Source organism: Acinetobacter bereziniae (assembly GCF_016576965.1).
Taxonomy (GTDB): domain Bacteria; phylum Pseudomonadota; class Gammaproteobacteria; order Pseudomonadales; family Moraxellaceae; genus Acinetobacter; species Acinetobacter bereziniae.
Genome location: NZ_CP066119.1, coordinates 1,804,783 through 1,821,475, shown reverse-complemented (window position 1 = coordinate 1,821,475; position 16,693 = coordinate 1,804,783). Strand labels below are relative to the sequence as shown.

Sequence of the window (16,693 nt, the reverse complement as noted above, 5' to 3'; positions counted from 1 at the left end):
ATGAACAAATGAAACTGTCTATTCAAATATTTTAAAGTAGCCAGTTTCATAGTGCATTCAATTTTCTCAACGTCATTTTTTTGAAATATTATTACATTCTAATTTGCAAAATCATTACGCTGAATATATCGACTTGGGCTCATTCCTAAAACACGATGAAACATGGTGCTAAATGCAGCAGGATTTTTAAAACCAAAATCATAAGCAATCTGTTGAATTGAATGCTGTCGAATCAGCCTTTCTAAGCTTAACAATACGCACGCATGTTGTCGCCATTTAGAAAAGGACATCCCCGTTTCAGTTTTGAATAGTCGACTAAAATGACGTTCACTGACACAAAGTTGTGCAGCAAAGTCTTCAGGAGAAAAATGGATATTCGGACGCTGAATAAATGCTCTACAAATCTTCAGCATCGTTGGGTTTTCAGGTAAGGCTAAATGTAAATCGATCACCTCAGACAATTCAAGCTCACTTAAAATCAAATCAAAAATCAATTCATCATGTTTGCAGAAAGGTGGATTAAGTTGGGGCGCTTTTAAAAGTAGCTGTCTCAGTAGAGGAGAAATTGCCAAGACTTCACATTGTGTTGAAGGACGAGGTAAATATTCAGGACGTATATAGATACTACATGTTTTCACATTAAACAAAGTCAGCTGATGTGGAACCTCCGGGGGAATCCATACTGCTCTTTCAGGCGGAATAATCCAATTGCCTTGAGGTGTTTCAACATGCATCACACCTTCTGCACCATACAGCAGTTGGGCACGTTGATGACTATGTTGTGCAAGTCTATAAAATTCAGCATATTGGGTTTCAATGGCAATGATTTTATGCTCTAGATGCTCAATGCTATGAATAGAAATTTGCTTCATACACATGTCTGAATTAAGTAATTGAAAGCTGAATATAACAAACTTGCCTATTTTATAAAGCTCTAAAATCTGAATTATTTTTTAAGATTCTGATTATGGAACTCTATTTTATTCTACTGGGTGCAGGCATTCTTAGCGGTATACTTACCATTTTATTTGGTTTTGCAGGCGGTTTCGTCGTCGTTCCATTGGTCTATTCCACCATTCGCCTGCATGAAGTATCTGATTCATTGGCGTATACGATGGCGTTCAAGAGTGCTGTTGCAACTTCATTGTTATTGATGCTTATCAACTCTGGGCTTGCCTCATATCAACAGTTCAAACGAGGTAATATACAGCGAAAATATCTTTTTCCGATTGCCTATTGGATAGGGATAGGTGCAGTAATCGGGACTTTTTTATCACTCTATATAGCACCTATTTATTTAAAATGGGCATTTGTAACCTATTTATCAATGACAATTCTGGACTGTCTCTCACGACAACTCAAATCACAGCAATTTCAGCAAACTTCTACACGTGTCTTAAACGCCAAAGAACAGCGTCTGGGTGGCATATTCATAGGTGGTATTGCAGCTGCACTCGGTGTTGGTGGAAGTGTAATGACCGTTCCTTTATTTCGCCGTTGTGGCTTAGATATGTCTAGCGCTGTCGCTCTGGCTAATCCTCTCAGTATGCCTGTTGCACTTGCGGGTTGCTTAACCTTAATCATAACTCAATGGATACAACCACCTCACTTAGGGATACATTTTTGGGGATATTTCTATTATCCAGCATTAATATGTTTAATCCTTGGAGGCTTTATAGGGATGAAACTCACCCTTGGTTTATCAAGTAAATTATCCAATACAGCCCATGAACGCGGTTATATTGTCTTGTTAACTTTGGTCCTATTCAGTATTTTACTGACTTAATGAGATAAGTTTGTCTGCTCGTTCTTAAACCAAAATCAATATTTTCAACTGATAAGATCCTGAATAAATTAGGATCTTCATCAACTTAAGAGTAATCACATTCAAACGATGGTATAAAAACAATAAGTGTCATTCTACTCCACAGACAATGACGCAAATAATGGAATAGACATTGATAATATTGATAATTCAGTCATTCAAAAATCAGCAATATCATTATGATAGTAGAAAATTTCACCACTATCCCCTGTTTCCACACAACTAAAATGGCATTATTTCAATGAATAAAGAGCAAACTTCAGCTTGTAAAGTTAAAACAAATTAATTAACCTACCTAACGTTAGGTAATCTCACAGATCAATCATTATGAATCTAAATATACGCCATCAAAAAATTGGTTTTGCTCTTATTGTGCTGCTTGCGATGTTGACTGCACTCGATGCGTTAGCGATCGATATTTATTTACCTGCATTTCCTGAAATTGCCAAAAGTCTCAGTGTCAATCTGAATGAAATGCAGCAAACTTTATCCATATTTTTAATTGGTTTAGCTATTGGACAAGGTATTTATGGTCCCTTATTAGAGCATTTTGGACGCAAATTACCTTTAATCATTGGCGTATTGATCTTTATCATCGGTTCATTGATTGCAAGTTTTGCAAGCTCATTGGAACTTTTGTTGACAGCTCGTTTTTTACAAGCACTAGGTGCTGCGGCAGGTTTGGTTACACCACGTGCGATTATCAGTGATCTTTGTAACGAACAGGAAGCTGCAAAGAATTTTTCAATTTTAATGCAAGTCATGATGGTGGCACCTATTGTTGCACCCATTGTCGGCAGCTATTTAATTCAGCATAACTCATGGCAGATCATATTCTATACTTTAGCCGCTCTAGGCACGATTCTACTGCTTTGGAGTATCCGATCATTGCCAGAAACTTGCCCTCCTGAAAAAAGACAAGCATTGGATTTTAAAAATATATTCAACAGTTATCGTTCGATCTGTAGCAATCACGCTTATTTATACTTTACCCTTGCAAGTGGCTTTTTATTTGGCGGATTCTTCTTTTACATTAGCAACTCGCCCTATATTTTTCTTCAGCATTATCAGCTCAATAGCAGTTATTTCAGCTATCTTTTCGCATTTAACGCCTTCTGTTTTATCGTTACAGGGCAAATTTCAATTTGGCTGCTGAATCAGTTTTGGTCTGCTTATAAAATATTAAAATTAGGTTTGGGTATTTTTTCAATTGCCAGTATAGGGTTATGCCTCAGTAGCTTGTTTGGGCAGCCGACATTAATAGAATATATCTTGACCTTAGGTTTAGCGATTTGGTCAACAGGCTTCTTATTTGGAAATTTGACCGCTTTGGCAATGCAACAAGCAGAGCGCCATTTAACTGGAGTCGCATCATCATTTATGGGACTAATACAATATGCCTTAGGGGCAATGATTGGATTCCTTGCCAGTCTGATGCCTGAGCACATTTCAGTTTTACCTCTTACACTCCTGCTCTGCGGTTTGTTGATGTTCGCACTTAGCATTTATGCAAACAAAATGAGTAAATATCAGAAAACCACTTGATTGAACTATTGAAAAACACTCGTTTATTTACAGGTGTTTTTCAATACATCCAATACATTGAGTATTGCGGTTAAACGAAGTTGGTATTTTTGTTTACCACCATAAATTAATTCACTCTGTAAGGCATCCACAAAACTCATATACATTCGAGCCAAAGTCACATGATCTAACTGATTTTCAGGTAGATCTTTCAGAGCCTGCATAAAAATTTGCTCTAAATGTTCCATAAATAAGTGCATGGGTTCGATTACCTCAGCATAAATATGTTTTGGTGGATTCAACAAAGCATTGACCCAAAATTGCACATCAAATGATTGATCAAATCGCTGAACAATACTACTCAAATACAGATTGAATTGTTGAAATACTTCCTCGCCACCGATCAATATTTGTTTTGCATAATTTAGTTCATGCTCAACCATGATGGGAATTAAACTTAAATACAAATCATCTTTATTTTTAAAATGCGCATAAATTGATGGCTTTTTTATACCGACATCCGTTGCAATTTCGTTCATCGAAGTTGCACTAAACCCTTGCTTTGCAAAACGTTCCAAGGCAGCTTTTTGAATTTTGATAGCAGTCACGAAAACAAAAACCTTTATTGCGAATCGTTGAATGATAGCATGTAAAGCAAATCCAACCCAAGCCTACCTATTGATACAGTCAAATGACAAAAGTTTATATAATTTAAAAAAATAAAATCAATTCAAATCGTTATATTTTATGAGACTTCTTTTTGATACTGGTCTTTTGATGAGTTCTTTAGCCGATATCAAATCAAAATTAAGTTTAAAGATGATTTAACCTCATTTTGTAAATCGGCATAAAAACTTACAGGTAAAAATAGTGCCCGTCTTTCCGGGCTGCCAACTTTTTTTCGCGAAAGGATAGATGAGAATCTATCGCAACTACGATATTAATAAAATTTAACTTTGATTTCAACATTTCTTCATAACTAAAATTTATAAAAATAATGATCTTGAGCACGAGCATTTTATGAAATTCATATCTATGTATAATCCGTTATTTATACTCAGTGCGTCGATGGTGAGTCTATTGTATCAATCTGATTTTATCGTACTTATTTGTTTAAACATCATGTCCATAAAATGAGTGTTTTAGGTTAACTTTTTGAGTTGGTAGGAATGGGGGCATACGGTTAACTCGACAATCATTTGACTGGCAAATTAGATTAAAACGTTTAAGGAACAATTCCCCTTCTGCAATCTTATAGAACGCTATGCATTGATTTGCTGATCCACCCAATCCAAAAATTTATTCTTATGATCAATCTCAGGCGCATTGATAATATTGATCATTTTTTTATTTCCAAATTGACCAATAACTTTATCAGGAATTTCGAAAATAAAATCATCATCTACACCTTGATTAAGCACTTTGAAATATTCAATAACTTTTTCAAAATTAGTCTTACTTTTGAAATCAGGTGTAAGCAACAGAAAGTTATAAATCTGTTCTAAAACATATGAATAGTTGATATTTTTCATAATTGATCCAATGTTTAATATTCAATGCATTCGATAATTTTTTAGCATTCCCACCAATCGTCAATAGAGCCAGCAAGACTCTATTGAAATTGAAGAAGGCACTTACATTTTTCCTCTAGAAATAAAACCAATAATGGTCAGTATGACCGCTACAACTAAAAGAATAACTGCAAAGTCTTTAGAAAGCCCAGCTACACCGCCAAATCCAAGTAAACTTGCCACAAGTGCAATGACTGCAAAAATGATTGCCCAACGAAACATATGTACTACTCCATAAATTAATCTTTTACTTTCACATTAATATTTAAAGAACTTGATACCAATACATGTTTATATCGGCATTTAACGCTTCAATACTTTTATATAAAAAATAATTTTCAAAGAATCATTTTTTATATAACTTATTAAAACTAAAAATGTGATCAATCTCTGCATTCTTCAATTTAGGCATGACAAATTTAATTGAAAACAATACAGCACATGAAATGAATAGCATGATTAACACATCAATCGAATAACTAATCATGAATAACAGGGTATAAAACCCAAAAAAGAAAGATAGACTTAAAAATATTTTTTGAAAATAAATGGTAATGAACGCCCCATAAATTAGCGCTGCTGTAAATAAATTTACATACTTGTTCATTCCCAATCTATCAAAAATAATAATAAGCAAGGAAATAGCGAATATTGAGACAACAAAAATAAATAAATTTTTTAAAATTAACATTTCATTCCCTCATATTTTATAGCTTAGAAAAACCCCTCCTCCTTAGTAAACCGGCTAAGGAGGAGGGCTACCCCAATACACAACAATTTTTATTATGTTCATTAATTTAATAAATGCTTTTTTAATTTAAGTGTTAGCGACAAACAACTTAAATAATTATTCAGCTTTATAATAATGAACACTTGTGGTGTATGTAGGCAGTATAAATAAATGAAAAACAGGCGATATAATCCATAGCTTACATGATTGTGAGAAATATCTTACACTTGTATACTTTTTAACCAATTTATTTTAATAAAAATTATAATTTTCCTTTTATTTTCAAAATTTTATTTTTAACAAAATAAACTTCCATCAATTTAACTTAACAAATCACTCAAACAGCAATAAAAAAACGTTACATTTCATATTTTTTAATAAATTCTTCCAATATGTTCGCTTTCAATTTAGAAACCCTGTATGGTAATCATCAGTACTAATCTTCCTATGTGAAAACATAAAGCTTATTAATAAAATTAAAGCGTTAGCACCGAGTTCGGAGTAAATTTTATGATGGAAGACTACCAATGGAATTTGTGAGAGTTTTATATGCAAGTAAAGCTACGAGTATTCATCCTGATGTCAAAAATGATCTCATAGAGATTTTGAATTCAGCTGTGGATTTTAATTCTCGTAATGAAATTACAGGCGTTCTTTACTATGGGCATGGATATTTTGTTCAATGTTTAGAAGGACGTAAAAGTAAAGTAGATGATCTTTTTTACAATCAAATTTTGAAAGACCAACGTCATCAAAATTGTGAAATTTTATACTATGAAAAATGTGACATTGGATTATTTAAACATTGGAATATGAAATTTGCTCCAGTCAACAAAAGGCTTGGAGACTTTTTTATAGAAAATCACCGGGATGATTTTAATCCCTTTCTTCTCTCAAGCGAGACGATTCCTTCTTTTATTGATCTTTTAGCTGGAGAGTATGATGTTGAACCTTATAACTTTGATGTCAATGAGTGATCCAGTGTTTTCTTCTCAAAATGACTTGAGAAAACGCATATGTTAATTCGATTGTGTTATGCGAGTTCTCGCAATCAATTGACTTCTGATTTACTTGAAGATCTGAATAATATCTTAAACACTGCTAGAGAGTTTAATAGCAACAATCAAATTTTTGGTGTTTTGTATTATGCCAATAATTACTTCTTTCAGTGTCTTGAAGGTGATAAAGCGATCGTTCAAACGTTATTTCAGCAGATAAAGAATGACCTTAGACATCACGATATTGTTGAGTTCAAAATCATGCAAATTGACAAAATTTACTTTAAGAACTGGTCAATGAAATATGTTCAGAAGTGTTCGAAAATTGATATATTCTTCAATCAAATGGGATATGAATTATTCACGCCAACTGCGCTCAATGAAGATAATTTAGATATATTCTTAAAAGAACTTCTGAGCGAAAAGCAAACTCGTATGCGTAAAAAGGTGGGGCTAAATCAACGCGGCGTATCAACTTTTCTATAAACTTAGATTAGACGAACATTCGTTCGTCTAATCTACCAAGCATTTAAAGCTTCACAGATTGGCTGCTACCCAGTTGCTCAGTTTCACCAGTGATAGAAGCTTTAGCGAGTTTGAATAAGGTCACCAACTTCCCATTACCTTTCCAATATTGCGCCCCATTACAAACGACACGAATCAATTGGATATTGGGATCATTTTTACCTTGCTCAAAAAATGCTTCATACGCTGGTGACCATAATTGCTCAAGAATCTCTGGATCATGTACACACTCTGCAATAGCGTTAATTGATATGTAATCATTATTTGAAATATGACTATACCCGAGATTAACCTGCTGATGAGTTGCTATATTTTTAACTAATTCTGAGTTTTTAGCGCCAATAAACCACACGACACCATTAAAATCAGTATTTTGTGTGGTCATAGGCACTGAATGTAAATGCCCTTCTTCAGTGATAAATGTGACCATCACAAATCGAATATCTTTTATTAATGCATTAATCTGTTCATAATCTTGATTTAAATTTTCCACGTTGCTATTCCCTTTATAAACTTGAATCTTAAATATCTACCAACCGGCAAAACAAAACAGTTCCTTTATGTTTATTAAATGTTTAATCATGATAGTTAAAGATCATGATTTATGAATAATTTATCTTTTTGTTATTATTAATACTCACAACTTTAAAAATATTTTTTTTATATCTAATATATTGACCTATTTCCGCATGATCCAATTCATTCCACAAATCAAAATAAAAAAATTCAGATGTATCCGAATAAATCCAAAACCACATGAATGATTCGTTTTTATGAATGGGATTGTAAATAGTGTCCTTAACCTTAACAAGTTTGTGTAACTGAAATTTCTCATCTTGAAGTACAATTTCATAAATACACAATGGCATATTCTCTAAATTTAAAATAATTCAAACTATAACCTAAATCAGATTCAGCTTAATATTTTTATTTATTAAAATTATGTAATTTATTTTTTCAATTAATATTTTTTATCTTATTTTTTTAATAGTTATCTTTCATAAATCTTAAAATAATCATGTTCATCGAATTAAAGAGGTATTGAAAGTTGTGCCAACATTAGGATAAAGGTCGGAACTTATGTTGATTTATAGTATTAAAAAGGAGTTACAATACAAGCCGAATATGTAAATTTAGTTTAAAAACTCTGATTACTCAGTTGCTTTGACAAAATAGCTAAAGCATCACAGATTAAGATCACACATCGATTAAAAAAACCATAACAATCATATATATTTAAAAAAACTGAGTACCAGATCTTGGTAAAAGTAAGACAAAGCACTCAGTTTATTTCTAAATCTTTCAAAATCAAAAAATTATTCAAGCTCGTTTAATATAGCTTGATTAAAAGCAGGGATATCATCGGGATTACGTGAAGTGATCAAAACCCATCCATGAGTGTTACAACGATGTACTTGCTCGTCAATCCAGTTTGCACCTGCATTCTCTAAATCTAAACGTATACTTTTATATGAAGTTAAATTTTTGTCTCTAATTCGCTCAGCATTAATGAAAGCCCAAGGACCATGACATATAGCCGCAATGGGTTTTTTATTGTCTGTGAATGATTGGATAATTTTTAGTGCATTTTCATCAATTCTTAATTGATCTGCATTCACCGTTCCGCCTGGAATGACCAGTAGATCGTAGTCATTTGGATCTAATTTTTCTAAAGTTGCATTTGGTGAATAGGATGCAGATTTTTCATCATCATGAAGAACGGTCTGTACATCTTTTAATTCAACTGCGGCATGAATACACTCAATTCCTTTACCTGTTAAAAAGTCTAATGGCTTTTTGAGTTCATCATGCTCTACACCAGAGTTTGAAGTGATAAATAATACTTTTTTTGACATTTCTTACTCCACCAATATGTATGTATGTTTTTAAGCTAACAAAAAATTGGCTTTCGGATGTACTTGTTTAAACACCTTCTTGTTAATTGTTGAAATGCATTGTTGTAAGATTTGTTATATCTGTTGATTTAATTTAGACCTTTTTACACAAATCCAAAACGACAGTACACTCAAGTCTGATGGATGTATTCAATCTTAAAAGTTCATTTACCCTTTTTGAAATGAGAGTTTTACGCGCTTTGATGTTAAAGATTGTATTTAATTTTTTATAAAATAATCAATCATATCGATTACTTGATTGCGTTTTATGAATATTAAAATATTGTTCGCCTTCAAGCTATTCCAAATGTCTTATGGTTGTAAAAAATTTTTCACCCATAATTGATCTGTCAAATTGAGTGAATATTGTGTCCTTAAATGTAGACGTGTTTCTTTAAACTCTAAAAATTCGATCTGTATGGGTTTTATGATAAATCCCCCCATGTCTCAGGACGAATCAGATTATGACGATCATATTTACTTTTTTCATCAAGAAATTTTTGTTGCATGGCTTCGAGTGTTCAATTTCTTGGCTTTGATCAAAAATATAAGACACCACTTGAGCGTCATGAACCCGTTTTTCCCAATAGGAATCTGCAAGTTGAGGATCAATTAGCGAACAGAATCCCTGTATTCTGATTTGATGAGCCACATGCTCCCACCAAATCGTTAGACTGACTTTGGGATTATTCAGAATCTCTTTTGCTTTATTTGACTTCAAATCTGTACAAAATATTAACCCTTCTTGATTAATTTCTTTTAAGTCTACGAATCGAGAGTGAGGAAAACCCTGATCATCAATGGTCGAAATACAAATCACATTTCGATGCGGTAGAACACCACTTTGCTTTGCTTTTGACCAAAGATCTTGGAGATGTCTAAGCGGATGATTCATAGCTTTTATCCTAAGTTACGCTCTAACACTTGTCCTGACCACCCTTCATCATTAAAACTCAATGTAGATTGATAACCACAGGATTGATAAAACTTGACTAGATTTCCATTACCGCCCGCATAACAATCAAGCCGTAGATGATGGATTCCCTTCTCTTTAGCTTGCTGATCAGCAAAAGCCAATAATTGACGCCCTATTCCCTTATACTGCTGCCCCCGTTTTACGATAAGTAAACGTACATAACATTCTGGCTGAGCTGCAAGCGGAACATAAGGCATAGCATCCCCCATAACAATAGCAGCACAAACACTACCATCTTGTGTTTCAACAACCCAAGCATCAGGCAAAGCAAGTGCTTCTGAGACACGATCAATCTGTCTGGCTGAAGTTGACCACGGTACTTCTCCCCATTGTTGGGCATTTCCAATGGAAACGAGCCACTCAACAACGCCATCAAAGATATCTAACACATCAGGTAAATCTTGAGCCTTTGCTTTACGAAGCATAAAGCTTTGTCTTGCGGTGGTTATTATTGTTTGCATATCTATTCCAATTTCTTTAATTGAAAATATCTCTTGCTCAAGACAAGCGATTGCCGTATTAAAAAATGTCAATGGTGATCACGCTTACACCGCTATTTTTGTGTCTCATTTATTCGGTTATATAATTTGAAATTTCTATTAAATTTTCATCTGGATCACGAATATATACTGACATGATATTTCCTACGGCGCCTGTACGCCGAACTGGACCTTCTTGAATTTGTACCTGTTGATGCGCTAAATGTGTGATCACCTCATTCAAGGGTGTAGCTGTGATAAAGCATAAATCAGCAGAGCCCGGAGTTGGATGTTTGGCTTTTGGCTCAAACTCCTTACCTGCTTGATGCAGATTTAATTTTTGCTGACCAAACTTTAACGCTTTTCTATTATTTCCAAATGTAATGATTTCAAAATTTAAGACGTGATGATAAAAAACACAAGTTCTCTCAATATCCGCAACTGTTAAGACCAAATGATCTAAATGTGAAATTTCCATAGAATGCCTTCAAATCGATTGATCATAAATAACCAATTTATCAGCTTTTTAAATGAAATTTAATGTATTTTTTCATACTCAACATCGTTTCAAGACTATGAATGTGGGCCGATTCTTTGCCGCATCCAATGTTTAACTGTATAAATCAATGCAAAGTCGATATAGCCAAACCGTCTAATTTTTCAAACAAGCGACTCATCTTCAATCAATTTTATGCTTTTTATATGAATTTTAAAAAGTTTTGCTTAATCAGTTTTTTATTTTTTTAATTCGCAGATGTTCTTGCTATCGGGAGGCGACATGGATGTCTCCATGTTGAGTAGAGCTATATGGGTTAAAATAAAGCACTGCTTTGTTCGCAACGCAAGAATTCAGTTAAATATATGAATATTCAAAGTGCCTTCTCCATGATGAAGAAGGCAAGGTGCGGGGATTTTATATTGATTTAAAGTTTAAAAAAGACCTATGAACGCAGCCTATCGGATATAGATCAATCCATAAACTTGAATAGCACAATGACAGCTATTTGCATTTGTGCAGTGAGCTTAAGTACAAGTCACACCATCAACACGCGCTATTTTTTTTGAATCTAAAGATACGATCGAAAGTGCCACAGCATCTACGACTCGGTTTAAAGCAGTGTTGGCTGTACTGACGATATCTTGCATTTGTTTATGATTGCCTGTTACGTCTTGAGCAAAACTCATACGGCATGCCAATTGCTGATTTTGGGTAGAGTTTTGATCCAAAGTAATCGTGGGATCATTACGCTTCACAATCCAAGCTACAGACACCTCTATTTTTTCATTCGTTTGATTTGTCGAATGAACAATATCGAAACGTGAAAAATCAGTGGCAATCCGATAAGAAATTTTTCCACCCACCATCCCGCTATTATAACGATCCACTGCCCCCAGTTTTTGTTGCAAACCTGCAGATAAATTATCGCGAAGTTCCGCTCCTAAAGTTGAAGTCCACCGCTCATTATCTAAAATTTGAGATTTACCCGTAATATCCTGAATCACGATAGGAGCACGATTGATACGATCAGGCAATCCTACAGGCAATACCTCAATGACAGTAACCTTTGAGTTGGCTAAAGGAGATACTTGAGTCGTTAAACTATAGTAGTTCGGTACTGGCGAGCTTGAACATGCAGATAACAATATCGCTGTAGATAAAGCGCCAGCGTATCTCATAGTCAAAGCAGCATCGAATAATTTTTTATCTGTTTTTTTCATTTATTAGCCTCTGCTTTTTTACCACGGATTAATGATTCTGGGTGTTGTTCAATATAATCAGCCATTAACTGTAATGAAGCAGCAGCTCGGGTCATTTGTTGCAAAGCTTTACGTACATCCTGCTGCATTGGCGCATCACTGGATAAAATCGATTCACTAGATTGCATTGTCTTACGTACATCATTCAATGTTGCTTGTAAGTTTGGTGCAACTTTATCATCCAACTGTTTAACCAGTTTATCTGTAGATTCAATGGTCTTATTCATATTGCTGAATGTTTTACGTACATCTTGTCCAATTTCATCGAGTGGGAACTTACTCAACTTATCCGCAATTTGTGATACTTGAGCTTGTAAACCACTTAATTCCGTCGCAGTGGTTGGAACCTCAGCTCGCCCATCTACACGCATTTTCAAAGTTGCGGCTTTGGCTTTTGGAAACTTATCAAAGGCAATATAATTTTGACCAGTTAGCAAGTTGCCTGTACGCATCTGTGCACGCCAACCATTTGCGATAAAGTTTTTGAAAATTTCACCATCAGGATCAAGCTCTTTACCATGCGCCAAGCGAGATGGATAAATGGTCGCATCTACACGCATACGCAACTGGGTATAAGATTGATCAAACTCAACATTAATGGCTTTTACATTGCCAATTTCGATACCCATAAAATCAATAGGTGCACCTGCAGTTAGACCTCGTAATGAATGATCAAAGTACATAATAATTGGACGTGGCTTACCATCAGGTTCTTTCATCGCCTCTTTACGAGAGTCTGATAAAGTAAAATAACTATGATTCGGTGCGATACTGCCCGCTGAATTTTCTGGGTAGCCAAAGGCGATCCCTCCAGCAACAATACTGGCAAGGGATTGAGTATCTAAATTAAAGCCTGAAGCATTTAAAGAAACATCTACCCCACTTGCTTGCCAAAAGCGTGCATCTGTAGTTACGAACTTATCATAAGGTGATTGGATAAAGGTTTGTAATTCAACACTTTTCCCATCATTTGCCAATTTATAAGCCGTAATCTGCCCGACATTTATTTTGCGATAGTAAATCGGTGCGCCAATATCAAGCGAGCCGAGATCTTGCGCTTTTAAGAAAAAAACTTTGCCGGGAATATCAGAGGCTACAACAGGTGGAACTTCAAGCCCAGTGAAAGTCTCCTGCTTTTGTTCCGCCTTGCCACCATCCACTTCAATGTAAGCGCCAGACAATAATGTATCAATTCCAGAAATGCCCCCTGTCCCTACACGAGGTCTAACCACCCAAAAGCGTGAATCCTTAGCAGCAAAATTACTGGCATCTTTACGTAATTCAATTTTGGCAATCACGTGTGAACGATCATCAGAAAGATCAATTTGACGGACTAAACCGATATCAACCTGTTTATAACGCACTGTGGTTTTGCCTGCGACCAAACCTTCTGCAGTACGAAATGACACTTCAATCGTTGGACCTGTATCCAGTATGGCTTTAGCAGCAAGTGACAATGCGATCAAAAGTGCGATGAATGGAACTAGCCAAATCAGCGCAGGTCGCCAACGCGCCTTCTTCTTTTCAGGTTCAGCGAGAAATACACCATTCTCCGTGGTCTCACTTGGGCTTGGTGTAGAATCTTGGTTGTTTGGCGTATTATCTGGCATAGTGATCATTCTTTAGCATTTAATCATGAGGATATGGTTTCGTTTTAACTTTTCAGTTGATGAATAACAACTGTGTTCATCTGTTGGGGTTGTTGAGAATTCGCCTTGTGCGCTTTGAAATAATTATCCCAGATCAGTCTTGGATCAAAGCTCAATGAAGCAAACATGGTTAAAACAACGACTGCTCCAAAAGCCACAGCTCCAGGTCCAGCCAAGATGGTCGCTAAAGATTGGATTTGAATAAGAGCTGTCAATAAAGCCACAACAAAAACATCAATCATCGACCAGCGCCCAATAAATTCAACAATTCGATATAACAGTGCACAATGTTCAGGTGAAAAATGCCATCTTGAAGATGATTGCATATACACGGCGACCAATAAAAAAATCAAAATTAATAATTTTAAAATTGGAATGAAAATACTTGCCATGAATATGACCACAGACACCAGATAATCTCCATTTTGCCAAAAATAGATCACCCCACTAATAATGGTATCTTGCTGACGTCCCAATAAAGAATCCGTTACTGTCATCGGCATTACATTGGCTGGAATATATAAAATTGCTGCGGCAATGACTAAAGCAAAAGTTCGATTTAAACTTTGCGGTTTACGCGAGTGTAATGCACTTTTGCACCTTGAACACTTGAGTTCAGAATGTTCGTCTATGCTTGAGCCAATAGAATTCAGTAAGCCACAACAATGGCATTGTATTAATCCGACATCCTTTGCGCGCACATAGTTTTTGACTTGTAAATCAACATCAGAAAGATGCTCTAGCACTGAACTAATCTCATCATCATGATGATTCTTTTGTGTCATGTTAAGCTCCGATCGACTTCATCCCAAAGATCTTTGATCTTCACCGAAGCAATATAAACCAAAAGAATACTTAGGATCGTAAACGCCCAAAGTGCCACACCCGGAATTACCGTCACCATTCCAACCAATTTAACTAAGGTGACCAATACACCAATTAAAAAGACTTCCACCATCCCCCATGTTCTAAATAAAAATAAAGTTTTCAGTGCCAATCTGAGATAGTGAGGTCGGTATTTAAACAAACCGACACAACTTAAGACATAACTCAACAATAACAACTCAATCAATGGAACAATAAATGTAGTCATGAGAATCAGTGCCCCGACAAAAGGACGCTGAATTTGAAACATGGTCCATGCAGCTCCAATCAGCGTGGTTTGTGAGGTATTCCCTTGTAACTCCACAATCACGATAGGGAAGCTATTGGCAATAACAAATACAATCAGTGCTGTAATGACTAAAGCAAGCAATGACGAAAAAGGTCGGCTGCGTCGATATAACTCTGCACCACAACAGGTGCAATAAGCACGCTCATTCGGTAATAAGTCAACTTTACGATAAATCGCATCACACTCTTCACAACCGACCAACTCATTTAAGTGAAGAGGTTGCGCCGATGCTAAAGGCTGATTATTTTTATTCGCCATAAGCTGACATCCGTTCGATTGATTCTTTCATTTAGAAGAACAGTTCATCTATCTTATACATTTTATTTTTAACATCTCAATCATTGTTTCTCTTAACTACACAATTTTTAAACAAATTAACATTCAATTCAGGCAAGATAACATCAATGATTAAAATAATGTTTTTTAGACTATTGAGACTTAGTTTTTTTCAAATCAGGAGTAAAAAGTAAAACTCAGAACAATCATTCTGTTACTTCTATTGTTATACGATTGCAAACCTAAAAACATCGTTATACTGTTAATCCATCAGTAAATTGATCATTAAGCATAGATAAAAAGCTTTCAAAAAATTTTTTCCCTTAAAAACTTAATAAAAGATAGCCTTTTACACAAGGCTATCTTTATCTTTGTTTAAGTACTTTTGATATTCAGCTGCATATTGTTTAGCCAAATCTTTTTTCTCTTTTTCACCTAATATTTTACCTGCTTGTTGGAAAAAACTATGTTCTTCCTCTTTTAAATGATGGTGAACAATTTCTGAAAGTTTTTTTGCAGTTGTTAACCAACTTGGATGACTAAATTTTGTTTCAGTAAGTTGCTCTAACAATTCATCCATTTCATGATGTTCAGAAAGTGCATGTCTGGTGATATTCAAACCAGGATCTGTCATCATTAAAGGAATATAAAAATATCGATCTTCAGCAACAGCATGGGCAAAAAGTTCATTTTTCAGAGCATCAAATAAATTTCTTCTTTCTTCAGTATCCCCTGAGGTTTGAATGAGTTGTTCAGCATATTTTCTTTGCTTATCATGACTTCTTCTCAATTCATCAAAAATATTATTATTTACTTTAGCATTCATCATTTACTATCCTTTTCCAATAATTCATATCAATTATTCTTAATGGTTTAAAAAAATGTTGTTGAAATTTGTTAGTAAAAAGCAATTCAACTGTATAGCACTGTAATTTTTATAAACTATTGTAATTTTTTTTATTTTTCAAAGCCACCCTACTATTTTATTTACATTAAATTTATTTCAATTAAAACAATCATATAATTGATTCCCAATATACAACATTAAAAAATTAAATTTAAAACACTACAAAATTAAAACATCGCAGTCCTCTCCAACAGTTAAATAATAAGCAACACAGGATTAGATTCATATTTTTTCAATAAATACATAAAAACACATAAAATCCTTAACCATAGGTATTGGAAATAAAATTAATCATACTTTCCAATATATTATTTTTTTTACATTTTTAAAAAATATCCATCCAACAAAACCACTATAAATAAAAAATATTCTCATTATCAATTAATTAAACCATCGTATAAAAATA

The 16,693-nt window shown here is 34.5% G+C and carries 19 protein-coding genes; 4 read left to right on the top strand and 15 right to left on the bottom strand.

Annotated features, from left to right (window positions below; all coding sequences use genetic code 11):
- Positions 1-98 precede the first annotated feature (98 nt).
- Positions 99-872, bottom strand: coding sequence for an AraC family transcriptional regulator (locus I9192_RS08475; RefSeq protein WP_010591082.1), 774 nt, complete (start codon positions 870-872; stop codon positions 99-101).
- Between the two features lie 95 nt (positions 873-967).
- Here I9192_RS08475 and I9192_RS08470 point away from each other — a divergent pair, with 95 nt between their 5' ends.
- Together I9192_RS08470 and I9192_RS08465 are read left to right on the top strand one after the other, a co-directional pair.
- Entirely contained in the window at positions 968-1,786 is an 819-nt protein-coding gene (locus tag I9192_RS08470) for a sulfite exporter TauE/SafE family protein (RefSeq protein ID WP_005029827.1), read from the top strand.
- A 366-nt stretch (positions 1,787-2,152) separates the two neighbouring features.
- Complete coding sequence (locus I9192_RS08465; RefSeq protein ID WP_200150334.1) at positions 2,153-3,370, top strand: multidrug effflux MFS transporter; 1,218 nt, start codon at positions 2,153-2,155, stop codon at positions 3,368-3,370.
- A gap of 23 nt (positions 3,371-3,393) precedes the next feature.
- Here the strand turns inward: I9192_RS08465 and I9192_RS08460 are convergent, their stop codons facing one another.
- From I9192_RS08460 to I9192_RS08450, 3 genes are all read right to left on the bottom strand, one after another.
- Complete coding sequence (locus I9192_RS08460) at positions 3,394-3,957, bottom strand: TetR/AcrR family transcriptional regulator (protein ID WP_200150333.1); 564 nt, start codon at positions 3,955-3,957, stop codon at positions 3,394-3,396.
- Between the two features lie 654 nt (positions 3,958-4,611).
- On the bottom strand, positions 4,612-4,881 hold the full coding sequence (locus I9192_RS08455) for a hypothetical protein (protein WP_200150332.1): 270 nt from the start codon (positions 4,879-4,881) through the stop codon (positions 4,612-4,614).
- A gap of 102 nt (positions 4,882-4,983) precedes the next feature.
- The gene (locus I9192_RS08450; RefSeq protein WP_004831314.1) at positions 4,984-5,142 is read right to left on the bottom strand and encodes a DUF1328 domain-containing protein; all 159 of its coding nucleotides are present in this window, start codon (positions 5,140-5,142) and stop codon (positions 4,984-4,986) included.
- 1,035 nt (positions 5,143-6,177) lie between these two features.
- On the opposite strand from I9192_RS08450, the gene I9192_RS08445 reads away from it, so the two are divergent.
- Together I9192_RS08445 and I9192_RS08440 are read left to right on the top strand one after the other, a co-directional pair.
- Complete coding sequence (locus I9192_RS08445) at positions 6,178-6,627, top strand: BLUF domain-containing protein (protein WP_200150331.1); 450 nt, start codon at positions 6,178-6,180, stop codon at positions 6,625-6,627.
- A 39-nt stretch (positions 6,628-6,666) separates the two neighbouring features.
- On the top strand, positions 6,667-7,134 hold the full coding sequence (locus I9192_RS08440; protein ID WP_042089834.1) for a BLUF domain-containing protein: 468 nt from the start codon (positions 6,667-6,669) through the stop codon (positions 7,132-7,134).
- A 43-nt stretch (positions 7,135-7,177) separates the two neighbouring features.
- Here I9192_RS08440 and I9192_RS08435 read toward each other — a convergent pair whose 3' ends face one another.
- From I9192_RS08435 to I9192_RS08385, 11 genes are all read right to left on the bottom strand, one after another.
- Positions 7,178-7,666 carry a pyridoxamine 5'-phosphate oxidase family protein gene (locus I9192_RS08435; RefSeq protein WP_200150330.1) on the bottom strand — a complete coding sequence of 163 codons (489 nt, stop codon included), beginning with the start codon at positions 7,664-7,666 and terminating at the stop codon, positions 7,178-7,180.
- Between the two features lie 823 nt (positions 7,667-8,489).
- Positions 8,490-9,029, bottom strand: coding sequence for a type 1 glutamine amidotransferase domain-containing protein (locus I9192_RS08430; protein ID WP_151962096.1), 540 nt, complete (start codon positions 9,027-9,029; stop codon positions 8,490-8,492).
- A 351-nt stretch (positions 9,030-9,380) separates the two neighbouring features.
- Positions 9,381-9,512: a pyridoxine 5'-phosphate oxidase C-terminal domain-containing protein gene (locus I9192_RS22565; RefSeq protein ID WP_080740834.1), complete on the bottom strand. Its 132-nt coding sequence runs from the start codon at positions 9,510-9,512 to the stop codon at positions 9,381-9,383.
- A gap of 13 nt (positions 9,513-9,525) precedes the next feature.
- Positions 9,526-9,963 (bottom strand): pyridoxamine 5'-phosphate oxidase family protein, encoded by a 438-nt coding sequence (locus I9192_RS08420; protein ID WP_005029853.1) that lies wholly within the window; start codon positions 9,961-9,963, stop codon positions 9,526-9,528.
- Between the two features lie 5 nt (positions 9,964-9,968).
- Positions 9,969-10,505 (bottom strand): GNAT family N-acetyltransferase, encoded by a 537-nt coding sequence (locus I9192_RS08415; RefSeq protein ID WP_005029855.1) that lies wholly within the window; start codon positions 10,503-10,505, stop codon positions 9,969-9,971.
- A gap of 109 nt (positions 10,506-10,614) precedes the next feature.
- On the bottom strand, positions 10,615-11,001 hold the full coding sequence (locus tag I9192_RS08410; RefSeq protein ID WP_200150329.1) for a VOC family protein: 387 nt from the start codon (positions 10,999-11,001) through the stop codon (positions 10,615-10,617).
- Positions 11,002-11,546: 545 nt separating this feature from the next.
- Positions 11,547-12,242, bottom strand: coding sequence for a PqiC family protein (locus I9192_RS08405; protein WP_151713731.1), 696 nt, complete (start codon positions 12,240-12,242; stop codon positions 11,547-11,549).
- A complete protein-coding gene (locus tag I9192_RS08400) occupies positions 12,239-13,891 on the bottom strand; it encodes a PqiB family protein (RefSeq protein ID WP_370469252.1) in 1,653 nt (550 codons plus the stop codon). The genes I9192_RS08405 and I9192_RS08400 overlap by 4 nt, the downstream gene beginning before the upstream one ends.
- A gap of 44 nt (positions 13,892-13,935) precedes the next feature.
- The gene (locus I9192_RS08395) at positions 13,936-14,715 is read right to left on the bottom strand and encodes a paraquat-inducible protein A (RefSeq protein ID WP_200150328.1); all 780 of its coding nucleotides are present in this window, start codon (positions 14,713-14,715) and stop codon (positions 13,936-13,938) included.
- A complete protein-coding gene (locus tag I9192_RS08390; RefSeq protein ID WP_200150327.1) occupies positions 14,712-15,362 on the bottom strand; it encodes a paraquat-inducible protein A in 651 nt (216 codons plus the stop codon). Before I9192_RS08390 ends, I9192_RS08395 begins: the two co-directional genes overlap by 4 nt.
- Before the next feature lie 367 nt (positions 15,363-15,729).
- Positions 15,730-16,209 (bottom strand): hemerythrin domain-containing protein, encoded by a 480-nt coding sequence (locus tag I9192_RS08385; protein ID WP_009584881.1) that lies wholly within the window; start codon positions 16,207-16,209, stop codon positions 15,730-15,732.
- Positions 16,210-16,693: the final 484 nt, after the last annotated feature.